Raw genomic sequence first — 21641 nt, 5'->3', positions numbered from 1 at the left:
TTCCTATCCCTTAAACCACCCTGTCACCGCTGGTGCGATGTTGGTGTAAACGTGCTTGTGCTCTTGGTACTCGGCGAGTCCGGTCGGCCCCAGCTCGCGGCCGTTGCCGGACTGCTTCATTCCGCCCCACTCCGCCTGCGGCAGGTAGGGGTGGAAGTCATTAATCCAGATAGTACCGTGGCGCAGCTTCCGAGTTACCCTTTCGGCCTTTCCAGCGTCCGACGTCCACACCGCACCAGCAAGGCCGTACTCAGTGTCGTTGGCGATGGCAACGGCTTCGTCCTCGGTGGAGAACGTCTCGATGGTCACGGTCGGGCCGAAGGCCTCGTCGTGGACGCAGTCCATCTCGCGGGTGCAGCCGTCGATGATCGTCGGCAGGTAGAACACGCCCTGGGTCAGGTCGGTGTTGCCCGTTGAGTGGGTGCCCTTGTTGTCCTCTGCAGTCGGGATACGACCGCCGCAGAGGATCTTCGCGCCCTGCTCGCGAGCGCGGTCGACGTAGGCAGCAACCTTGTCGCGGTGGTCGGCGGAAATGAGGGCGCCAGTCTCGGCGCTCTCGTCCAACGGGCCACCGATCTTGATCTGTTCGGCCCTGGCCGCTAGGGCTTCTACGAATTGGTCGTGGATCGACTCCTCCACCACGATGCGCGCGCCTGCGGAGCACACCTGGCCAGAGTGTACGAATGCGCCGTTCAGGGCGTTATCCACGGCAGCATCGAAGTCCGCGTCCGCGAAGATGACGTTCGGGTTCTTGCCACCCAGCTCCAGCGCAACACGCTTGACGGTCTCCGCGGCGTTGCGGGCAATCAGCTTGCCAGTAACCAAACCGCCGGTGAAACTCACCATGTCCACGTCCGGGCTCTGCGACAGCGGGTTGCCACAGTTGGCACCCGCACCGGTGATCAGGTTGGCTACGCCTGCCGGCAGCCCCAGTTGATCCAGCACAGTCATCAGCATCATGGCGGTGTGCGGCGTGAGCTCCGCCTGCTTCAGCACAAATGAGTTGCCCGCGGCCAGAGCCGGGGCGACCTTCCAGGCCACCTGCAACAGTGGGTAGTTCCACGGGGTAATCAGGCCGCATATGCCGACCGGCTCTGCGTCGATACGCGAACGAACGTTCGCATCGCCCGGGTCGACCACGCGACCGGCCTGGTGCTGCGCGAGGGTGCCGAAGTACTCAAAGGAGTTGGCGATGTCCTCCATGTCGATCTCGGACTCGGCCAGGCGCTTGCCGGTATCGGCGGATTCGGCACGCGCGAAAGCATCCTTGTTCTCACGAATCTTGGCTGCCACTTGCAGCAACAGCTTGCCTCGCTCGGCGGCGGGCACATCGGCCCACACACCGGAGTCAAAGGCGGCGCGAGCGGCGGCGATGGCCTTGTTTGTGTCCTCGTCGGAGGCCTCGGAAACCTCGCCCACCGTGGTGTTATCGGCGGGGTTGATGATGGTGCGGGTCTCGCCCTTGGCGGCAGGTACCCACTCGCCGTTGATGAACAGCGAGGCGGGGGCGCCTTCGTTCTTGTGCACCCCGGCCAGTAGTTCGCAGGTGGTGGGGTCGAACAGTGCAGCGTTCATGGTTAGAAATCTCGCTTTCTTGTCGCTCTAGCGGTCAAGTGGGTCGATGGGGGTTAGTCTTCGGTCCAGGCGCGCACCGGGTCGGCGCCATCCGACATGTCGGAGGTGCCCGGAAGATCGCGCTGCATGTGCAGGAACTCCAAGTGGCGCTCGTACAGATCCAGCACGTTACGATCAGCTGCTCCGTGGTGTAGCCGTAAACGTCGTAGCCCAGCGAGCCGGTGTTATCGAAGACCTCAAGGCGGTAGTAATTCTCGCCGTTGTTGGTGCTGCGCGTGAAGCTCGGCACCGGGTGCTCCATCGGGTAGATCTGGTAGCGGAAGTCTTGCTCTTCGCCCAGGTGCAGGGTCAGATCCAGCTGGTTCACTGGCAAGTTCGGCACCTCAGCAGCCACCAGCGTAGTCTCGATTCCTCCGTCGTTCAGCTCGCGGGCGACGGCCTCGAGGGCGGGCTGTGCAACGTTCGTGAGGTACTCGTTGGCCTTGTCTGGGCTCGGCCACGTAGAGGCACGCGACAGACGCTTCCGCCACGACTGCTTATCCCCGCTGGCACCAGAGCGGCCGGACATTGCACTGTGCAGGGACACGCTGCGAGCCTCGGTTGCGTAGTTCTCCAAGCGCAGGGATCGCCACAGTCCAAACATGATCAGGTAGATCACAATCGTGAACGGCAGGCCCATCACGATAGTTGCGTACTGCACTGTCTGCACGCCGTTAATTTGCAGCATGACCAGCGTCAGCACGCCGACCAGCGCGGCCCAGAAGATGCGGGACCACTTAGCACCGTCCTGGCGGGAATCCTCGATCTTCGAGGTGAAGTTGGCAGTCACCAGCGCTCCGGAGTCGGCAGAGGTGATGTACAGCAGCAGGCCGATCAACGTGGCCAGGACGATGAGCACCGGGCCGCCATTCATATCCTGCAGCAGAGCGTAGAAACCCTTTTCCGGGTAGTCCATGGTGTTGGAAGCGAAGCTGTCGTCGCCACCGATCACGCGCTCCAGGGCGGTGTTACCAAACAGGCTCATCCACAGCAGAATGAACAGGAACGGGATGGTCAGCACGCCCACGACGAACTGGCGCAGGGTGCGGCCACGGGAGATGCGAGCCAGGAACAGTCCGACGAACGGCGCCCAGGCTACCCACCAGGCCCAGAAGAACAGCGTCCACGCACCCATCCAGGCCTTGGTGGCCTCCGGATCCTCGGAGAAGGCAAACGTGTCCATGGTCATGCCGGGGAAGGAAGAAACGTAGTCGCCGATGTTCATCACGAGGGCGTCTAGAAGGAAGGCAGTCTGGCCCGTCACAGTGACGTAGACGACCAGGCCGATGGCCAGCAACACGTTAATCTCACTCAGGCGCTTGATGCCCTTGTCCACGCCGGAGATGGCGGAGAGAGTGGCGATGCCGACGGCGACGATGATCAGGCCGGACTGGGTGGCCATGCCCGTGTCCCAACCGAAGATGAGGTGCAGGCCGTACGTCAGCTGCACCACGCCGATACCCAGGGAGGCGGCAATGCCGAACACGGTGCCCAGGACGGCGGCAATATCGACCGCGCTACCAACGGGGCCGTGGATGCGCTTACCGATCAGCGGGTACAGAGCACTGCGGATCGCCAGTGGCATGTTCAGACGGTAAGCGTAGTACCCGAAGGCCATGCCCATCAGGGCATAGAGAGCCCAACCGGTAATGCCGTAGTGGAACAGGGCCCACACAACGGCCTGCTCAGCGGCCTCGCGGGTCTGCGCGTCCCCTACCGGTGGAGCCATGTACTGGGTGACGGGTTCCGCAACGGCGAAGAACATCAGATCCACGCCGATGCCGGCGGCGAAGAGCATGGCCGACCAGGAGAACAGGCGGAACTGTGGCCGAGAGTGATCCGGCCCCAGACGGATGTTGCCGGATTTGGAGAACGCGACTACCAGGACGAAGATCACGGCGACCGTGGCGGTGACGATGTAGAACCAGCCGAGGTTGGTAGAGATCCATCCGGTGACGGATGCCAGGGTTTCTTCTGCTTGCTCACGGCCGAAGAAAGCATAGAGAGCAACGGCCAGGATGCCCAGTGCGGAGATGACAAACACAGGCCAGTTGGGCTTAGGGGCTGTCACTTCACCCGGCGAATAGCTGCCACGGTCGTTAACATCATAAGAGCCAACGATCACGCGGGTTGCGGTGTTGCTGTGGTCGGTGTTGCTGTGGTTGGTGTTGTTGCGGTTTGGGGTCTGCGTCGCTTTCCGGGCGCTCCCTGGCACCACAGACCCGTGGTCATTGTCGGAACTGGTCATGTAATTCTCCTCGAGTACGTCCCCGCCAAAGGGAGTTCATTTTCTAAGAAATACAATTTTCTAGACTACACAGGTATTTCTAAGAAGCTAGCGATCCCCCTCATATAGGTGTTAATTCAACCTCACTAGCGAGGTTGTTTAATCATGCCCTCCACCTGCTACCTAGCGAATGCATAAAGAAACTGGCATACTGGTATTTGTTCAGTCATTTAACTAGGAGGCAAGTGAATAGATGAGCTTCATCGACAAGCTGATTCCAGGTAAGAAGAACGACACCGAAGGCCAGGTAGTCGAGGATCGCCGTCGCGATATCGTCATCGTCGGTGGCGGTTCCGCAGGTTCCGTATTGGCCAACCGACTTTCCGAAGACTCCACCAAGGACGTCATGGTCCTGGAAGCCGGCCGCCCGGATTCCCTGTGGGATCTGTTCATACACATGCCGGCCGCATTCTCCTTCCCTATCGGTGACAAGCACTACGACTGGGAATACGAGTCCGAGCCGGAGCCGGAGATGAACGGTCGCCGCATCTACCACGCCCGCGGCAAGGTGCTGGGTGGCTCCTCCTCCATCAACGGCATGATCTTCCAGCGTGGTAACCCCATGGACTACGAAAAGTGGGGCAAGCTGCCGGGCATGGCCAACTGGGGCTGGAACCACGTGCTGCCCTACTTCAACAAGATGGAAACTGCCCTGGGCGCAGACGCCAACGACCCGCGCCGCGGCCACAACGGCCCGCTAAAGCTGACCCGCGGCCCGGCCACCAGCCCGCTGTTCCAGGCGTTCTTCAAGTCCGTCCAGGAAGCTGGCTACAACCTGACCAACGACGTCAACGGTTACCGCCAGGAGGGCTTTGCCCCCTTCGACCGCAATATCTTCGAGGGCAAGCGCCTGTCTGCCGCCCGTGCTTACCTGCACCCGGTGAAGGATCGTAAGAACTTGGACGTGCGCACCCGCGCATTCACCACGCAGGTCATCCTCGACAACGGCAAGGCTGTGGGCGTGGAGTACCAGTGGAAGGGTCAGACCCACCGCGTATTCGCGGACAAGGTCATCCTCTGCGGCGGCGCCTTCAACACCCCGCAGCTCCTGGAGCTGTCCGGCATCGGTGACCGCGAGGTCCTGGAAAAGGCAGGCGTCGAAGTCAAGAAGCACCTGCCAGGTGTGGGCAACAACCTGCAGGACCACCTCGAGGTCTACGTGCAATACAACTGCACCCAGCCGGTGAGCTCCCAGCCGTACTACAAGATGATCAACCGCCCGTTCATCGGCCTGCAGTGGCTGCTGACCCGCCGTGGCCCGGTTGCTTCCTCCCACTTCGAGGCCGGCGGCTTTGCCCGTTCCAACGAGAACGAGGATTACCCGAACCTGATGTTCCACTTCCTGCCGATGGCGATCCGTTACGACGGTTCCCAGCCGGAGGGCGAGCACGGCTTCCAGTTCCACGTCGGCCCGATGTACTCCGACACCAAGGGTCACGTGCACATCAAGTCCAACGACCCGAAGGAGAAGCCGGAGATCCTGTTCAACTACCTGGCCACCGACCAGGACCGTCGCGAGTGGGTCGAGGCCGTGCGCACGTCCCGCCAACTGCTGGACACTCCGGCGATGAAGGAATTCACCGACGGCGAGATCTCCCCCGGCACCCACGTCGAGTCCGATGAAGACATCCTGGAGTGGGTCCGCAACGATGCCGAGACCGCTTTGCACCCGTCCTGCACCGCCAAGATGGGTCCGGCAGATGACGAGATGGCGGTTGTCGACCCGGAGACCATGCAGGTCCACGGTGTTGAGGGACTGTACATCGCCGACGCTTCCGTCATGCCGATCATCACCAACGGCAACATCTACGCCCCGGTCGTCATGCTGGCCGAAAAGGCCGCCGACCTGATCAAGGGCGAGAAGCCGCTGGATCCGATCGATATCCCGTTCTACCACGCTAAGCAGGACATGCCGCTGTACGCGGAGGGCGAAGAGATCCGCGATCACGTCAACGCTATCCCGGGCGCTGACCACTAAGGGGCTAGGGCTCTGATGGCTAGGGCTCTGATATCTAGGGCTCTAGCTTTTCCAGATACGCCCGATCTGCCTTGGATAACTCCACGTTATCCAGCAGGTCAGGGCGTATTTTTTTGGTTCTAGCAAGGGATTGTTCGCGCCGCCATTGGGCGATCTTGGCATGGTTGCCGCTAAACAGCACCTCGGGCACGTCCAGACCGCGCCACTGCCGGGGGCGCGTGTAGCTAGGGCCTTCGAGCAGCCCGTCCTGGAAGGAATCCTCCTGATGGCTCGCCTGGTTGCCCAGCACTCCAGGGATCAGTCGCACCATCGCCTCGGCCATCACCAGCACGGCGACCTCACCGCCGATCAACACGTAGTCGCCAATGCTGACTTCCTCTACCCGGTAGCGGTTCTGCGCGTCGTCAACCACACGTTGATCGATACCCTCGTAACGACCGCAGGCGAACACCACGTGGTTTTCCCTGCTCCAATGCTCGGCCATTTCTTGGGTGAACGGTCGCCCTGCCGGTGTGGGCACGATTAACAGCGGTTTCTGGACGCCACCCGTTTCCGCCCCCGCCACCTCAGCCTTCCCCGCGGCGACTGCGGGCAGCAGGTTGCGCTTGTGTTCGGCGGAACTTTCAAGATCCGTGGCAGTGGCCGCCGGGCCCGTACCAGCCGCGACGTCGTCGAGGGCCGGCCCCCAGACCTCGGGCTTCATCACCATTCCTGGGCCGCCTCCGCAGGGGGTGGAATCCACCGACTGGTGTACGTCATTGGTCCAGTCGCGCAAGTTGTGCACCCCAACGCTCAGAATCCCCTGCTCGATGGCCTTGCCCAGCAGGGCATGGCGCAGCGGCTCCAGATACTCGGGGAAGATCGTTACTACATCCAGGCGCAAATTTAGCTCAGCTCCAAAAGCCCCTCGGGCGGGGTAAGTACCAGCACTTCTTCTTCGAGATCCACCACCGGGACAATCTCGTGGCGGAAGGGTACGAGTACTTCCTTTCCGGCGGTCGGCAGCTGGGATTCGGCGTCGATAAGAATAACGAGCAACTGCCCTGCCGGGGTGCGCTCGACGGCTACCACCTCACCGACCAGATCGCCGAGCTCGATCTCGTCGCCCTCAGCATCCGTGCCGGGCGCCAATAGGTAGGCGGTGAGGCCTTCGAGTTCGTGGTCGTAGAAGCCATCGTCGTCCGCGTCATGCACGGGGGCGGCGAAGAAACGCACGCCACGCAAGGATTCAGCTGCAGTGCGGTCGGCGATCTCTTCGAAAGTAACGAGGAGGCGCCCCTGGTGCGGGCGGAAAGAGCGGACGGTTAAGGTGAGTTCCTTGCCCGCCTGCTTGCCCTTCAGCACCTGACCGGCAGCGTAGCGCTGGTCGGGGGTGTCCGTGGTCGGGTCTACAACAACCTCTCCGCGCACACCGTGGGGCTTAATCACCCGGCCGATCTGCAACTCCATAGGCTAGATAACACCCTGTGCCAGCATTGCATCGGCCACCTTGCGGAATCCGGCAATGTTGGCGCCGATGATGTAGTCGTCTTCCTTGTCGTATTCCTTCGCCGTAACGTCGCAGGACTTGAAGATGCCACGCATGATATCGCGCAGGCGCTTGTCCGTGTAGTCGAAGGTCCAGGAATCGCGCGAGGCGTTCTGCTGCATCTCCAGGGCGGAGGTAGCCACGCCACCAGCATTGGCCGCCTTGCCCGGAGCGAAGAAGATCTTGCGCTTGCGGAAGGTCTCAATAGCCTCCGGGGTGCAGGGCATGTTCGCGCCCTCGGCAACATAGCGGCAGCCGTTGTCGGCCAGCTTGACCGCGGCCTCGCCGTCCAGCTCATTCTGGGTAGCGCACGGCAAAGCCACGTCGGCCTCGACCTCCCAGATGTTTCCGCCCGCGTGGTAAGTCACACCGTCGGTTTCCTTGGCGTAGTCGGACAGACGGGCGCGGCGAACCTCCTTAATGTCCTTCAAAAGCTCGATGTCCACGCCTTCCGGGGTGAAGACATATCCGGAGGAATCGGACATAGCCACGACAGTGGCGCCGAGCTCTTGCGCCTTCTGAGCTGCGTAAATAGCGACGTTACCGGAGCCAGAGACAATGACCTTCGCGCCATCGAAGCGGTCGCCGTGGGCGCCCATCATCTCCTGCGTGAAATACACGGTGCCGTAGCCCGTGGCCTCGGTGCGCACCAGGGAGCCGCCCCACGTCAGCCCCTTGCCGGTAAGTACACCGGACTCGTGGCGGTTCGTCATCCGGCGGTACTGGCCGAACAGGAAACCGATCTCGCGGCCGCCCACGCCGATGTCGCCGGCGGGAACGTCGACCTCTTCGCCAATGTGGGTGTGCAGCTCCGTCATGAAGGACTGGCAGAAAGACATGATCTCGCGGTTCGACTTACCCTTCGGGTCGAAGTCGGAGCCGCCCTTACCGCCGCCGATCGGCAGGCCGGTGAGGGAGTTCTTGAAGATCTGCTCGAAGCCCAGGAACTTAATGATGCCCAGGTTGACGGACGGGTGGAATCGCAGGCCACCCTTGTACGGGCCGAGCACGGAGTTAAACTGCACGCGGAAGCCGCGGTTGACGCGAACCTCGCCCTCGTCGGTAATCCACGGAACGCGGAAGATAACCTGACGCTCAGGCTCGCACATGCGCTCGATCAGAGCGTAGTCAGCGTAGTGATCGTCCTTCTTCAGCACGTAGGTCAGGCTGTCCAGCACCTCGGCAACAGCCTGGTGAAATTCTGGTTCCCCGGCGTTGCGCTGAATGATCTGCTGGTAGTAACCGTTGACGGTTTCTTCGACGTTCATAGAGACTGCCTCTTTGCCCTCTTGTATAGGTTCAGATTCGACTTTAGCCGCTTCTGTGATGACAGCTACTAACTTTACTACCTACGATCGACAACACTTTCACCGTGTGCATATGGGGGCAGTGAGGTCGCGTTCAGACATGCAAAAACCCCAGGTGAGCGGTGTGCCCACCTGAGGTTAGCTAGCAGATAGTGCAGAGGAACTCTGCAAACTACTCTGCAGACTCAGCCTCAGCCTCGCCCTCGGAGTCAGCAGCCTCAGCCTTCTCGGCCTCTTCAGCTTCCTTGGCAGCAGCCTCTTCAGCAGCGGCGGCCTCAGCAGCGGCCTTAGCCTCTGCCTCTTCCTTGGCCTTGCGCTTCTTCTCGGTGATGGCCTCAGCGGTCGGGCCATCGGCAGCCTCAGCCAGAGCCTCGTTGAACAGGTCCAGCTTGGACTTCTTCTCCTCGGCCACCTTCAGGGTGCCCTCGGCGCCCTCGATGCCCTTGTGCTTCTGCCAGTCACCGGTGATCTTCAGCAGAGCCAAAACCGGCTCGGTCGGCTGAGCACCGACACCCAGCCAGTACTGTGCACGCTCGGAATCGATCTGAATCAGGGACGGCTCCTGGGTCGGCTGGTAGATACCCAGGTTCTCGATAACCTTGCCGGAACGCTTGGTGCGGGAATCCTGAACGACGACGCGGTACTCCGGGGTACGGATCTTACCCAGGCGCTGCAGCTTAATCTTGACGGCCATGTGTTGGCTCCTTTTCTTCTAGTTGGTCACTGGGCAGTTCAGACACCCCGCAAAAAATTTCTTGGAAAAAATTTCTGGCAGGGCCGGTTCAACCCTTGGTATTTTTGCTGCGCGTGACCACCGGCCGACCGTAGTCGGGAACGGTGTTACACAGACAACCTGGATAAGTGTAGTGGCGGGTACATGCGTTAACCAAATCCAGCTCTAGTGCCCCTTCACCGCCCGCCGCTTCCAACCGAGCCCGGCAAACTCACGACGATCTCCCGCAACGTAGTGCTCGACAAGCTTCAGCGCCTCGTCGAGGTGCTTGGTCTTGCGCTGATAATTTTCGATCTGCCCAAAGTCGTGCCCCCAACTGACGAGGAAGCCGGTACGGAACCTACCGCTGTCGTTGTAGACGCGGATGTAATCGCCCTCAACCTGCGAGTCGAGCACCTGGATGAAGTCTCCGGTCGCCGGCAGCTTCACGGCCTGCAGTTCGTGCAGATTGTCAGCCCCCAGCGGAACGGGTTCAAAAAGGTTCGACTGCATCTCGAAACGCTCCAATTCCGCCGTTAGCATCTGCGATTGACCAAAACTGTCCCAGCTCACCGAGCCGAGAAGTCGTGTCGGATCCTGGACGAAGGTGTCGAAAGCATCGCTGACCTGCCCATCCGACAAATCATGCGCATCATTCTTCATCCCACCGGGCAATTCGTACGATAGGCAGTAGCCTCGCTTATCGTTTTCGATAACCATCAGAAACTCTTGGAAGTCTTCGTCTGCCACACCAGGTCCCGTGTGAATACGGTTGCACACAACTACCTTTTCATCGTCGGCGATTCTCTGTATAGCTTGCGCAAAAGCGGCACTGGTCGGCTGCATCCAAGTTTTACTAGTGAAGCTATCGGTTCCCTTCATCATGAGGCAGATATTCGACGAGTCTGTGGCAGTCCATGCAAAGTTCAGTAGCACGTGGTTTCCGTTCACCACCATGGAAATACCGGAAGCCAACGCGATGCTAGATATCTGCGTCAATGTATCTAAAAGCCCGCCGCGATCCACCAATACGCTCGTTAGAGCCTGAGCTTCGACAGCGCCACCAGCCGAACTCGTGAACTGCAAACCAGCCGAACGCGCTTCCAGCAAAGCTCCGACAAAGCCACGCATTTGTTCAGAGGCGGCGTGGTTGTTCTGCGCAAGCCAGTGCTGGAAGTGCACAACGGTCGTATCCGCCCACGGTTCGGCGCGCTGCGGCAGCATCAGGAAGCTCACCTCCGCCATCCCTCGGGGTGCCCAACGCTCTTCCAGCGATGGAATAAAAGCCTTGAAGACATTATTAACTTCGGCCACGTCAGCAGCTACGTACCAGCGGGCAAACTCCACTACCCCCTGGCCGCTGGTGAATGTGCGGGTCGCAACAAACCCGTTGTCTCGGCTCAAGGTAGCGAGCCATTGGCCCATGCGAGTCTGGCCAAATAGTAGGCGCTCACCATTCTTGTCCTGCAGCGGCATCATGGTCCCCCGCGGCAGTTCGAGCACCGCCTCAAACCTGCGCAGTGGCATCGCCGCTCGCTGCACCAGAGTTACATTCTCTGACGTGGCCTTTGCTTCACTCTCTTGCCACGGGAGATGCTCAAGGTATGGGCTACGATCCGCGAACGCGAGCAGCAACTCTCGTGCTTCTTCGTAGCTACTGGCACGAAACTCGAGGTTCTTTTTATGGACGCCGAGCGCAGGCTCCGCAAACTGCCACGTCATCAGCCAGCTGCCATCCTCTTCAAGTGTGGAGGACAATGTGTCGCTTGGCCGGATAAAGTTCCGTCCGATCCCCACCTTCAGCCATACGTCGGTCGGATGACGGGGGCGCAGAGCATCCTCAAAGGCTAGGTCCAAGGTTCTGCCGGAGACTTCACGCCAAAAACTTCCGAGTGAGTTCGTCAATCTGGCTCCATTGCCAACCTGCATATCGGAGCCGACGCCGTTCGCGAGTAGGCCTCTATTGTCATCGAAGACGAGAGCATGGTGCTTCATTGCGATCTGACAGATGCCCCGAATCCGTTTCGTATCGACTGGATCTACGAGGATCTTCACCCGTTGCTGTGGCACATACTTCTGCTTCAAAAAGCCTTCGAGATCCCTGCATACGTCCTCCATCCTTGGAGGCGGAACGTCCAGATCCGGATGCTTTTCGGCATAAAACTCGTGGACAAGCTCGTGGTGGCTTGTGTGTGTCTGAGTTTTAGGGAAGGAAACGTACAACGGGGTGTGCGCCCTCTTCGGCTCTACCTTGATTCGCCTTCTATCCAGCGAAGTCCAGTTGTCGCCGACGAATGACTGGTAGATCTCGGTGGCCGCGTCCATATCGCTGGCGTATACGTTGCCACGTTCGGTTCCGCCGCGGTTGTATCCCCATTTGGTAATGACCCACCCGGGGTTGTCGGCAGGTTCGATCCGGAGGAAATCTCCGGGGGTGCGCACGTCCGTTATCTCAATCCAGCCGCCAGCTTCTTCGGACGCAAACTCCTTTAGTGCCTTTTTGAACAGGCGGTCGTCCAAGGAGGTGGACTTCCGAGTGTGGGTGCTGATCTTGAACGGCAGCTCCTCGGGGCCGAACGAATATCCAAGACTAGAGTCCCAGTGAATAAACTCGTCAAGCTGTAGCGGTTCGTAGGCTACCTGCTGGATAAGGTCGAGGGTTTGTCCTTGCGACAGCGACGTAGCTTCCCGTGTTGACCGGCTCCGCCATTGCTCATGGAAGAAACTGCCGGATTCGTAGGCCGTGATGGTGAAGCGGTCGTGCTCCTGGCTGTTCGGTTCGACGATGAGAATCTGTCGACACCTGGGGTGATCCTCGGACGTGTAGGTTAGCCGGAGTTGCCAGTTAGAATAGTTCAGCACCATCGCTTCCAATAGCACCTGAGGCGTGGCGACTTCCCACCGATTTCGGCACTGGCCGGACTCAAAAAGTTCTGCTGTGCTGCGCCACTGCCCTTCTCGGCGCCGACCAGACGGATTAAACAGCACCTCACTGTTGTCAACAACCAAAGAAACGCCGTGCCGCATCGCCACTGCAGTTAGCAGGTCGAAGGCACGGTTGGATTCCTTTCGCGGGATCTTGATTTTAATCTGCCCGCGCTCTGCATTGTGTGGGTCGATAACATCGAACCACGAAGCGAAGTCCAGTTTTATCTTCTGCAAAAAACTTTCCACAGAGCCGACCGCTACAAAGTTACGGCTCATCGCAAAGTCATGGATTCTACAGACTGAGGAGTTGATCCACGGCTCGTCGCGCTCCGGAAGCACCACGGCGCTCACGGTATGCGCCAGCGGCGCAGGGATCTCGGCGGTCTCCGGGAAGTAGTCGAGAACCTTCCCTCTCTCCTTGCAGGTATAGGCCTCCGCGATCTCCAGCAAGGTATCGGGGCTTTCAAAATTTTTTTCAACCCCTTCGTAAGGCGATCGCTTCAAGGCAGCACGCCACTGCCCTTCCTGATCTCTACCCAGCTCCAGAGCACCTTCAACCTGGTCGTACAGGCGTAGCGGAACACCTGGAGGAAGTTCGCGAAATGCCCCGAGCCGTCGCAGTCTGTACTGCATGCGCTGGTTAAGGTCGCATGTCGCAATACATAGTTCCGCTCTCAGCACACTCCCCAAACGCTGCGAAGAAACCGACCAGTAATGGTGGAGAATGGTCGGGCAGCGATCCGCAAAGGCGAGGAGCATCGCGCGTGCGTCCTCATACCCGCCAGCCTGACGCCATTGCACATCAACAAGCTCATTGCTGGTTTTTGCCCATATCACTGTGATCTCGCCGTTTTCCAGTAGGTGAAAACGCATCGAATGCCCGAATTCATCGGGGCGGGGCTCATAACTGGTGACTCTCACCCATACCCCGTCGGTGGTGCTGGCACGCAACGCATCTGCGAACGCGCGATCCACGGTGTGCTCGCTGATCTGAGTCCACACCGTGCCCAGGGAGTTCGTCAGATAAAACTCTGGGGCAATTGCGCCGTTGATACCGCTGGCGTCGACGAGAAGATCTCTGGTACCCACATAGGCATTTACGCGGTGCTTAACCGCTGCGAGTCGAATGTCATGTACCGCGAATGGATGTTCGGTATCTACGGTGGCGCTGATCACCCGGCGGGCTGGGAAGTCTGCTTCCAGGATGTCCCCCAAATCCTGGGCAAAGTGCTCCATTGCTGGATCCGGCGTGCGTCGCAGCTCCTCGAGATCCGCGTCCTGCAACAACGCCGCCTGAACTTCGTGGTTGTTGACGATGCGCGAAGTGGGCCGGATGAAATGAAGCTCAAATTCCATGTAGCCCAAGTTACCGACTTAGGCGTTATCCCACCGGGCGAATGAACCGCTACTTCTTGGGGAAGTTCATCTTCGACAGATCGATCCCCTCGAAGCCTGGGGGCAGCTGCTCCTGCATCTTTTCCAGATCCTTCATACTGGGCATGCCGCCACCCATGCCTGGCATTCCCGGCATTCCAGGCATTCCACCGCCCATGCCTTTACGCATGTTCTTACGCTTCTTGGCGTTCTTGCCCTTCTTGCCCTTGCGGTGGTTCTTCTGCTTCTTCGTTGCAGAGCGTCCGCCCATGCCGAACTGGCCAGCCATCTTGCCCATCATCTTCTTGGCCTCGAAGAAGCGGTCCACCAGCTTATTCACGTCGGAAACGCTCACGCCAGAACCGTTGGCGATGCGCTTACGGCGGGAGGCGTTCAGGATCTTCGGGTCCTGGCGCTCAGCCGGGGTCATACCGCGGATGATGGCCTGGATGCGGTCCAGTTCCTTTTCATCCACCATGTCGGCCATCTTCGACATCTGGGAGCCACCGGGCATCATCTTCAGGATGTTGCCCAAGGGACCCATCTTGCGGATCATCAGCATCTGCTCGAGGAAGTCCTCCAGCGTCAGATCGCCGGAGGCCATGCGCATGGCGGAGTCTTCGGCCTTTTCGGCGTCCAGAACCTGCTCGGCCTGCTCGATCAGGGTGAGCACGTCACCCATGCCGAGGATGCGGTTGGCCATGCGATCCGGGTGGAAGACGTCGAAGTCCTCCTGCTTCTCGCCGGTGGAGGCGAACAGGATCGGCTTACCGGTGACCTCACGGATCGATAGCGCGGCACCACCGCGGGCGTCACCATCCAGCTTCGTCAGGACGACACCCGTGAAGTCCACGCCATCGCGGAATGCCTCGGCCGTAGTAACGGCATCCTGGCCGATCATGGCGTCAATAACAAAGAGCACCTCGTCGGGCTCCACCGCATCGCGAATGTTGCGCGCCTGGCGCATGAGCTCCTCGTCGATGCCCAAGCGACCCGCGGTATCGATAATGACGATGTCGTGCTGGCTGCGGTAAGCCTCCTCGATACCGCGCTGCGCGACGTCGACGGGATCCCCGTGACTGGTGCCCATCTCGTGATCGTGGGAATCCAGGCTGGTGCCCGGATCCGGGGCGAAAGTCTTCACGCCGGCGCGCTCACCGACGATCTGCAGCTGCTGCACCGCACCCGGGCGCTGCAGGTCACAGGCCACCAACATGGGAGTATGGCCCTGCTTGGCCAGGTGCAGGGCCAGCTTGCCGGCCAGGGTGGTCTTACCGGCACCCTGCAGACCGGCTAGCATAATGACTGTCGGCGGGTGCTTAGCCAGATTCAGCCGGCGGGTCTCGCCACCGAGGATTTCCTTGAGCTCCTCGTTGACGATCTTGATGACCTGCTGTGCCGGGTTCAGCGCCTCGGATACCTCTGCCCCGGCGGCGCGCTCCTTGATGCGCTTAATAAAGGCGCGCACCACCGGGAGGGACACGTCTGCCTCCAAGAGCGCAAGACGGATCTCGCGCGCGGTGGCATTAATATCAGCCTCGGACAGCTTGCCCTTGCCACGAAGGCCCTTCATGGCAGATTGCAGGCGGTCTGACAAAGACTCAAACACTATTTAGTGCTCCCTTGTAGGTATCGGGGGTTGGCTTATAACTCCCCTAGCTTAGCCAGTGGCCTACACGACAGTCACATTTCACCGGTGTTTTACGGTGTTTTACAGCGCCGTTTTATAGCGCATCCTCTCCGCGCTCGCCGGTGCGCACGCGGATCACCTCGTCCACCGGAGTGATCCAGATCTTGCCATCGCCAATCTTTCCTGTGCAGGCGGCGCCGACAATCGCGTCGACGATGCTATCCACCGAGGCGTCTGCCGCCACGATCTCTAGCTTTACCTTCGGCACAAAGTCCGCCGCGAACTCGGCGCCGGTAAACACACCGTTGTCCTTCGACAGCAGCGCCAGGCCCACCGTGCCCCACAGCCCTGCAGCCAGGTGCACACCCACGACATCAAGGGAGTCATCGTAGCCGAAACGGTACTTGAGACCGATTGCCATGCAGGCGATGACGCCACCTATGAATCCAATGACGATGGAAGTTAGGGGCGTCAACGTTCCAGCCGCCGGGGTGATCGTCACCAGACCTGCCACGGCGCCAGAGGCGATGCCCAGGGAGGTAGCGGCGCGGTCGCGAATAGTTTCACAGAGCATCCAGCCGAGCATCGCGGCCGCGGCAGCGACCGTGGTGTTGATCCAGGCCAGACCAGCCATGCCGTCGGCAGCGAAGGCGGAGCCGCCGTTGAAGCCGTACCAACCGAACCACAGCAGTGCGGCACCGAGCATCACCATCGGCAGGTTGTGCGGGCGGCCCACCTTGGAGGGGAAGCCCGCGCGCTTACCAACGATCAGAGCCAGAACCAGCGACGCGCTGATGAGCATCCAAGCCGAATTTCCGGAGGTCAGTACAAGTTGATCTGGGGTCATTTTTCACATCCATATCTGTGAGCCTCAGCACTTGTGCTGCAAAGAATAAAATGCTGAAAACTCGCATTCAGGAAAGAAGAAATTTTCTGAGACGCAGATCACCGACTTTTTAGCCGGACAACGCGAATAACCCCGTACGCTGCACGCATACGGGGCTATTTACGTAAATTTTTTAATTTTTGCTGTCCGAAGGGGCTTATTTTCTACCCCAGCAGTGCATCGACGAAGCTTTCGACCTCGAACGGGGCCAGGTCGTCCGCGCCCTCGCCGAGGCCCACCATCTTCACCGGCACGCCGAGTTCTTCCTGCACCTGGAAGACGATGCCGCCCTTTGCGGTGCCGTCGAGCTTGGTGAGCACCACGCCGGAAATGTCCACGACCTCGCGGAACGTGCGCGCCTGCATGAGGCCGTTCTGGCCCACGGTCGCGTCCAGCACCAGCAGCACCTCGTCGACCTTCGCCTTCTTCTCCACCACGCGCTTGACCTTGCCCAGCTGGTCCATCAGGCCCACACTGGTGTGCAGGCGGCCGGCGGTATCGACCAGGACGACGTCCACGCCGGAGTCGATGCCCTTAGCCACTGCGTCGAAAGCAACGGAGGCTGGGTCTGCGCCCTCTGCGCCGCGTACCGTTTCTGCCCCCACTCGACGCCCCCACGTCTCCAGCTGGTCAGCCGCAGCCGCACGGAACGTATCCGCCGCGCCGAGCAGAACCTTGTGGCCCATGCCGATGAGCACGCGGGAGAGCTTGCCGGTGGTGGTGGTCTTGCCGGTTCCGTTGACGCCCACCACCATGATCACGGCTGGCTTGCCCTCGTAGGGCATGGCCTTGATGGAGCGGTCCATGTCCGGCTTGCAGGCGTCGATCAGCGCCTCGCGGAGCATGCCGCGGGCTTCCTCCTCGCTGGAAACGCCATTGATGGCGATGCGCTCGCGCAGGTCGTCGACGACCTTCATCGTGGTTGGGGTACCCAGGTCGGCCATGAGGAGGGTGTCTTCGATCTCCTCCCATGCGTCCTCGTCGAGGTCGCCGGCGCTGAGGATGCCGAGCACGCCACGGCCGATGACATTCTGGGACTTGGACATGCGGCCGCGCAGCTTGCCAAGGCGGCCCTGGACGGGCGCGATCTCCTCGCGCTGTTCCGCGGGAGCTGGTTCTGGTTCGGGTTCCGGCTCGGGCTCAACTTCCGGCTCGGGCGTCGGCTCGGGTTCGGGTTCCGGCTCAACCTCCGGTTCAGGCTCGGGCTCAGCGACAGGTTCCGGCTCCTCCACCGGCTCTGGCTTGGGCGTGGGCGCCGGGGCCGGGGCGGCCTTCGGAGCCTCTGGTTCGGGAGTTGGCTCGGGCTCGGGGGTTGCTTCCGGCTCGGGGGCAGCCTCTGGTTCCGGGGTCGGCTCCGGTTCCGGGGTCGCCTTAGGCTCGGGGGTCGCTTCTGGCTCCGGGGTTGCCTCTGGGGTTGCCTTCGGGGTTCCCTTCGGCTTCTTCAGCTCCTGGTCAGGGCGCAGTTCTGGCTGCTTTTCGGCAGTGGCGGCACCAGCTCCGGCGCCACCACCGGCGGTGAAGTTAAACCCGCCCTGAGCCTTGTAATCGCCACTGCTGGGCTTCTTCTGCTCGATCTCCTCCTTCTTCTCGAAGGAAACCTGCTTCGCCTTGTTCCGGCGCAGCCCCAGAACAACGAGAATCGCCACGACAATGACGAGAACCAAAAGTCCAATGAGGACCCACATCAAAACACTATTCATAGCTTCCAGTGAATCAGAACTTCGTAGCTAATGCCGACTCACCGTCAGACAGTCGGCCCGAACACGCCGCGGACCATGGCATCTGCCATGACGATGTCTCCGGTCACGAGGTCCGGCACCAGCCGCGCCATGGCCGCCCATCCCGGGTAGGCGCTGAGCAGTTTGCCCAGGCTGGACATCTTCTTATGTGCGTACATGCGGGTGGCCAAGGCGAACACCATGGAGATCACGGGCGCCAGCGCCCAGCGGTTTTCCGGAGTGTCGGTATCCACGCCTTCCAGGCGGTCGAAACGCACGCGTGCAGACAGGTACAGCTGCCGGTTGGCGGCCTTCACCTTGCGCAGCAGCGTGACGGCGGTTTTCATCAGCTCCGGGTCGCCCAGCAGTTCGGAGAGTTCGGCGCGCTTGTTAAAGGTCTCGAACACGGCGATGAGGCGACTGTTCTCCTCGCTCAGCGCGCCCGGCACCACCCCGGCCTTGCCGAAGAACATGTCCAGCACGGCCTTCTGCTGTGCGGGGTCCATGTGCGCGATCTGCACGGTGGTGCTGTCAATGCACGCGGTATCCAGGGATACGTCGCGGCCAGTATCGACCGTCTGCACGGCGGGCTGCCCGGCGATCTTCTTGAGCTCCTGTCGCAGACGCTTGTCTTGTTCCTTTTCTTCTGACGCCCCTTCGGGGTCAACCAGCGACATGTCCCCCAGGATCTCGAGTGCTGCGATCCACGGGGTATTCGAGCGTTCGGATTCTTCCCCTACCAGGGTGGAGTGCACCAGGCCGGAGAGGATGAACTGCGCGGGGCGGTCGGCGGCGGGAACCAGGGACTGCGACATGGCGTGGACGGATTCCCGCGGGTTGTTCGTCAGCGCGGTGCGCAGGTTGTCCAGCACGTCGAAGCGTCCGCGCAGCCAGCCGGCCTGTACGTCCCAGAGGGTGGAAAGCGTGGCGGTATCGCTGGGGAGCTCTTCGGATTCGCCTGCCAGGAAGGCGGCCAGCTGCACCCACGGGTCGGTGTCGGCGTCTTCCTTATTGGCCCCGAAGTAGCCCTCGGCCTGTGCGACGGCGGCGTGTTGGCCGGCGGCGACGGGAGCCCGCAGGTAGTTGAAGCGGTCGCGGCCGAACAGCTGCACGCTCAAGGGGCCAGCGCCCACGAGCTCGGCGGGCAGTGTGCCCTGGGCTAGAGTGCCCTGATCTAGGGTGCCTGCAGCACTGGGCGTAGCTTGCAGCTCCACGAAGTATGCGGCCTGCCAGGGCGCGGTGATGGGCCAGACCCACGCGCCGGCGCCCGGCGCGCCGAACTGTACCGGCGTCTCTTCGGATTCGCCCCCGCCGTGGATGAACAGGGCGTCCCCGTCGACGGAGGCTGTGTAGTCGAACCCGGGCACGATGCGGGCCAGGCGTACGCTTACGCGGCGGTCCTCCACGAACTCCAGCTCGATTGCTCCGGAGGTCAGTGTGGCCAGGGACCCGGCGGCGCTGGCGAGGTCCACGAACCAGGTGACCTCGTCTATCGTTTCCAGTTTGAGGGTGCGCACGGGCGAGCCGTGGTGGTTGCGGATCACCACGCGGGCGTCGTCCATCAGCGCCAGGTTCTCCGCCTTGGAGCCCATGCCGGGGCGGAAGCCGGGGCGTACGCGGAAGCGGGTCTGCGTGTCGATGGAACGGGCGGAGACTTCGATGGGGTCGGTGCGCCACATCGGGTCCTCCCCCTGCATCGTCAGCTGGTAGCGCAGGCGGGAGGGCTTGACGATGATGGGCAGTGCGTCGCCCGCGTCGGTCTGCACGACGGTGGTGCTGAAGCGGTCGGTGGGCCCGAGCTTTTGCGGCGGGATCTTCTCGAAGGGCTTCTCCCCCGGCAGCAGGCGCACCGTCACGGGGCTTAGGCCCCCAGCCATCGGCAGGCGCGTTTGGGTGCTGGGCCCGCCGAATTCCATCTCCAGGGATAGTCCCTCTACCAGTGCGTATTCGTGGCGGAAGGATTCGTTGCGGGGGCCGCGTAGGCGCACCAGGTACTCGCCCACCCACGGGCTATCCCACGCCTCGGGGTCGAAGACATCGAACACGCCGCCCTCGGCGGGCACCTCTAGCGGTTCCTCGTCGGAGACGGCCTCGCCGGTCTCCCCGGGGCCAGCATAGGCGGAGACGGACAGGTACCAGATCTCGTCCGCGCCGGAAATCGTCGGCGGGAATTCCACCTGCAGGCTCTGGGAATGGATCACCTTGCCCGAGGTGGTCTCCACGCCGCCCACCACGTCATCGGGCTCCACGAACTGGGCGCGCTGACGCGGATCTACGGCACGCACTCCGGCCATGGACGGGCTGCGCTCACCCGGCTTGGCGATGTGCAGGCTCAAAGATTCGCTGAGGTCCAGCAGGCGGATGACCCAGCCGTTCCAGCTCTTCATCGGCTGTTCGTCCAGCACCGGGATGTCCCCCCCGGTCACCGGATCCACGGCGGAAGTCTCGGCGGGAACCACCACGTACACCTGCTCGTGGTGCAGGGAAACTCGGTCGGTTAGGTCCGTGCCGCGGATAGTGAAAACCAGCACCGGATCCTCGGTATCCACCAGCGGCAGCTGCCAGTGCTGGCCGTCGTTGGCGTTGCGCACGCTGACCTTGCGCAGCGGCTGGCGCACAGGAATGTCCAGGATCTCGGTCACGGGCCGACCTGCGTTGTCCGCGTGCATGGTGCGGAAGGCCGCGGGTTCGCCGTCGAAATCCAGGCGCCAACGCACCTCGGTGTGCACCTTCCCCTCGCTCTCCAGGGGCTGCGAGGGCAGGCGCAGAACCACGCGCTGGCGCAGCGTGTCTAGCTGCAGGCGCGGCTGGTCTTCGCGGTGTGCCACGCCTACGCTGTGACGCCGATCCTGCGTGCCCACCGGCCTTTCCCGCAGCTCTTCAATCACATCCTCCAGGATGAGTGCGGGCAGCTCCACGGCGGGAAGCGTGTACTCCCAGGAGTCCGGGTGCGCGGCGGCATGGGAGACGATCTCCACGATCGGGGCGATCAACTTTACCGCCGCCTCCGGCAGAGTGGCACACAGCGGGCCGACCTGGCGCGGTTCATCGGCTAGCTCGGCCACGACTGCCCGCGCGATATGGGCAGCCTCGGCTCCCTCCCCACTGTCCTCACTGGCTTCACTGTCCGCCCGGCGGTTATCCACCAGCTCGATCAGCTCCGGCACCCAGTCCGAGGCGATCCCCACGTGGGCAAACAGGCGCCCGAGCTCCCCGTCCGGCCCGCCAGATACCGCATCCATGGGATCCAGCCCAGCGGCGGAAAGTAGTTCCCCAAAGCGCCCCTCGATCAGCTGGGTACGTGTGGGCGTCGGTTCCAGACCAAGGCCGTACCAGTACTCGGCTGGCAGTTCCGAGACCTCGTTAAACCGCGCGGCGCGGGAGAGCAACGTAGCGATCGTCAGCGCGGGGCAGGCCTGCAGCAGGGCCTCCTCTGTGGAACCGGCGGCGACTTGGCGGGCGATGAAGGTGCCGAAGAAGCGGCTGGTGCGCTCCAGTTCGTCGCCGTCGATGTCTAGCTCTACGAAAAGTTCCACGTCGGCCAGCTTTCCGGCCAGTGCCGCCTCGGTGGACGAGGCCCACGGCAGGAGCGAATCCTGCATGTCGGAGATCGGGCTGGTGGTTGGTGCTGCGCTGGCTGGGATCTTCTCGCTGGAACTCACGCGACTATCCTACGTCA

At 61.6% G+C, this 21641-nt stretch carries 10 protein-coding genes and 2 pseudogenes; 1 reads left to right on the top strand and 11 read right to left on the bottom strand.

The genetic code is table 11. The features are described from left to right. Positions 1-3: 3 nt before the first annotated feature. The gene (locus tag ACKFRT_RS02070) at positions 4-1575 is read right to left on the bottom strand and encodes an aldehyde dehydrogenase family protein (protein ID WP_408925574.1); all 1572 of its coding nucleotides are present in this window, start codon (positions 1573-1575) and stop codon (positions 4-6) included. 53 nt (positions 1576-1628) lie between these two features. Next, positions 1629-3862 (bottom strand): annotated as a pseudogene (gene betT / locus ACKFRT_RS02065) (choline BCCT transporter BetT). Between the two features lie 232 nt (positions 3863-4094). Between betT and betA the strand changes: the two are divergent. Beyond that, positions 4095-5879 carry a choline dehydrogenase gene (betA, locus tag ACKFRT_RS02060; protein ID WP_296214091.1) on the top strand — a complete coding sequence of 595 codons (1785 nt, stop codon included), beginning with the start codon at positions 4095-4097 and terminating at the stop codon, positions 5877-5879. Positions 5880-5913: 34 nt separating this feature from the next. On the opposite strand, the gene trmD is transcribed toward betA, so the two are convergent. From trmD to ACKFRT_RS02015, 9 genes and pseudogenes are all read right to left on the bottom strand, one after another. Beyond that, entirely contained in the window at positions 5914-6762 is an 849-nt protein-coding gene (gene trmD / locus ACKFRT_RS02055; RefSeq protein WP_408925573.1) for a tRNA (guanosine(37)-N1)-methyltransferase TrmD, read from the bottom strand. Positions 6763-6764: 2 nt separating this feature from the next. Then, positions 6765-7328, bottom strand: a complete 564-nt coding sequence (gene rimM, locus ACKFRT_RS02050; RefSeq protein ID WP_408925572.1) for a ribosome maturation factor RimM — start codon at positions 7326-7328, stop codon at positions 6765-6767. A 3-nt stretch (positions 7329-7331) separates the two neighbouring features. Further along, entirely contained in the window at positions 7332-8675 is a 1344-nt protein-coding gene (gene gdhA / locus ACKFRT_RS02045; protein ID WP_296214101.1) for an NADP-specific glutamate dehydrogenase, read from the bottom strand. Between the two features lie 211 nt (positions 8676-8886). After that, positions 8887-9408, bottom strand: coding sequence for a 30S ribosomal protein S16 (rpsP, locus tag ACKFRT_RS02040; protein ID WP_296214105.1), 522 nt, complete (start codon positions 9406-9408; stop codon positions 8887-8889). Positions 9409-9612: 204 nt separating this feature from the next. After that, positions 9613-13710: a hypothetical protein gene (locus tag ACKFRT_RS02035; protein ID WP_408925571.1), complete on the bottom strand. Its 4098-nt coding sequence runs from the start codon at positions 13708-13710 to the stop codon at positions 9613-9615. A 49-nt stretch (positions 13711-13759) separates the two neighbouring features. Beyond that, positions 13760-15337 (bottom strand): signal recognition particle protein, encoded by a 1578-nt coding sequence (gene ffh / locus ACKFRT_RS02030; RefSeq protein WP_408925570.1) that lies wholly within the window; start codon positions 15335-15337, stop codon positions 13760-13762. 193 nt (positions 15338-15530) lie between these two features. After that, a pseudogene (locus tag ACKFRT_RS02025) lies at positions 15531-16151 on the bottom strand (ammonium transporter); the annotation flags it as partial. A 257-nt stretch (positions 16152-16408) separates the two neighbouring features. Continuing rightward, complete coding sequence (ftsY, locus tag ACKFRT_RS02020) at positions 16409-17944, bottom strand: signal recognition particle-docking protein FtsY (RefSeq protein WP_049050439.1); 1536 nt, start codon at positions 17942-17944, stop codon at positions 16409-16411. 44 nt (positions 17945-17988) lie between these two features. Then, positions 17989-21624, bottom strand: coding sequence for a hypothetical protein (locus ACKFRT_RS02015; RefSeq protein WP_408925569.1), 3636 nt, complete (start codon positions 21622-21624; stop codon positions 17989-17991). Positions 21625-21641: the final 17 nt, after the last annotated feature.

The sequence above is a fragment of the Corynebacterium jamesii genome (assembly GCF_046097395.1).
Taxonomy (GTDB): Bacteria; Actinomycetota; Actinomycetes; order Mycobacteriales; family Mycobacteriaceae; genus Corynebacterium.
This window is presented reverse-complemented; position numbering and strand designations above follow the sequence as displayed.

Excerpts from the sequence above, each read along its gene's own strand:
- ACKFRT_RS02070 (WP_408925574.1), bottom strand. The coding sequence starts at position 1,575 with ATGAACGCTGCACTGTTCGACCCCACCACCTGCGAACTACTGGCCGGG.
- gdhA (WP_296214101.1), bottom strand. The coding sequence starts at position 8,675 with ATGAACGTCGAAGAAACCGTCAACGGTTACTACCAGCAGATCATTCAG.
- rpsP (WP_296214105.1), bottom strand. The coding sequence starts at position 9,408 with ATGGCCGTCAAGATTAAGCTGCAGCGCCTGGGTAAGATCCGTACCCCG.
- rimM (WP_408925572.1), bottom strand. The coding sequence starts at position 7,328 with ATGGAGTTGCAGATCGGCCGGGTGATTAAGCCCCACGGTGTGCGCGGA.
- betA (WP_296214091.1), top strand. The coding sequence starts at position 4,095 with ATGAGCTTCATCGACAAGCTGATTCCAGGTAAGAAGAACGACACCGAA.
- ACKFRT_RS02035 (WP_408925571.1), bottom strand. The coding sequence starts at position 13,710 with ATGGAATTTGAGCTTCATTTCATCCGGCCCACTTCGCGCATCGTCAAC.
- ftsY (WP_049050439.1), bottom strand. The coding sequence starts at position 17,944 with ATGAATAGTGTTTTGATGTGGGTCCTCATTGGACTTTTGGTTCTCGTC.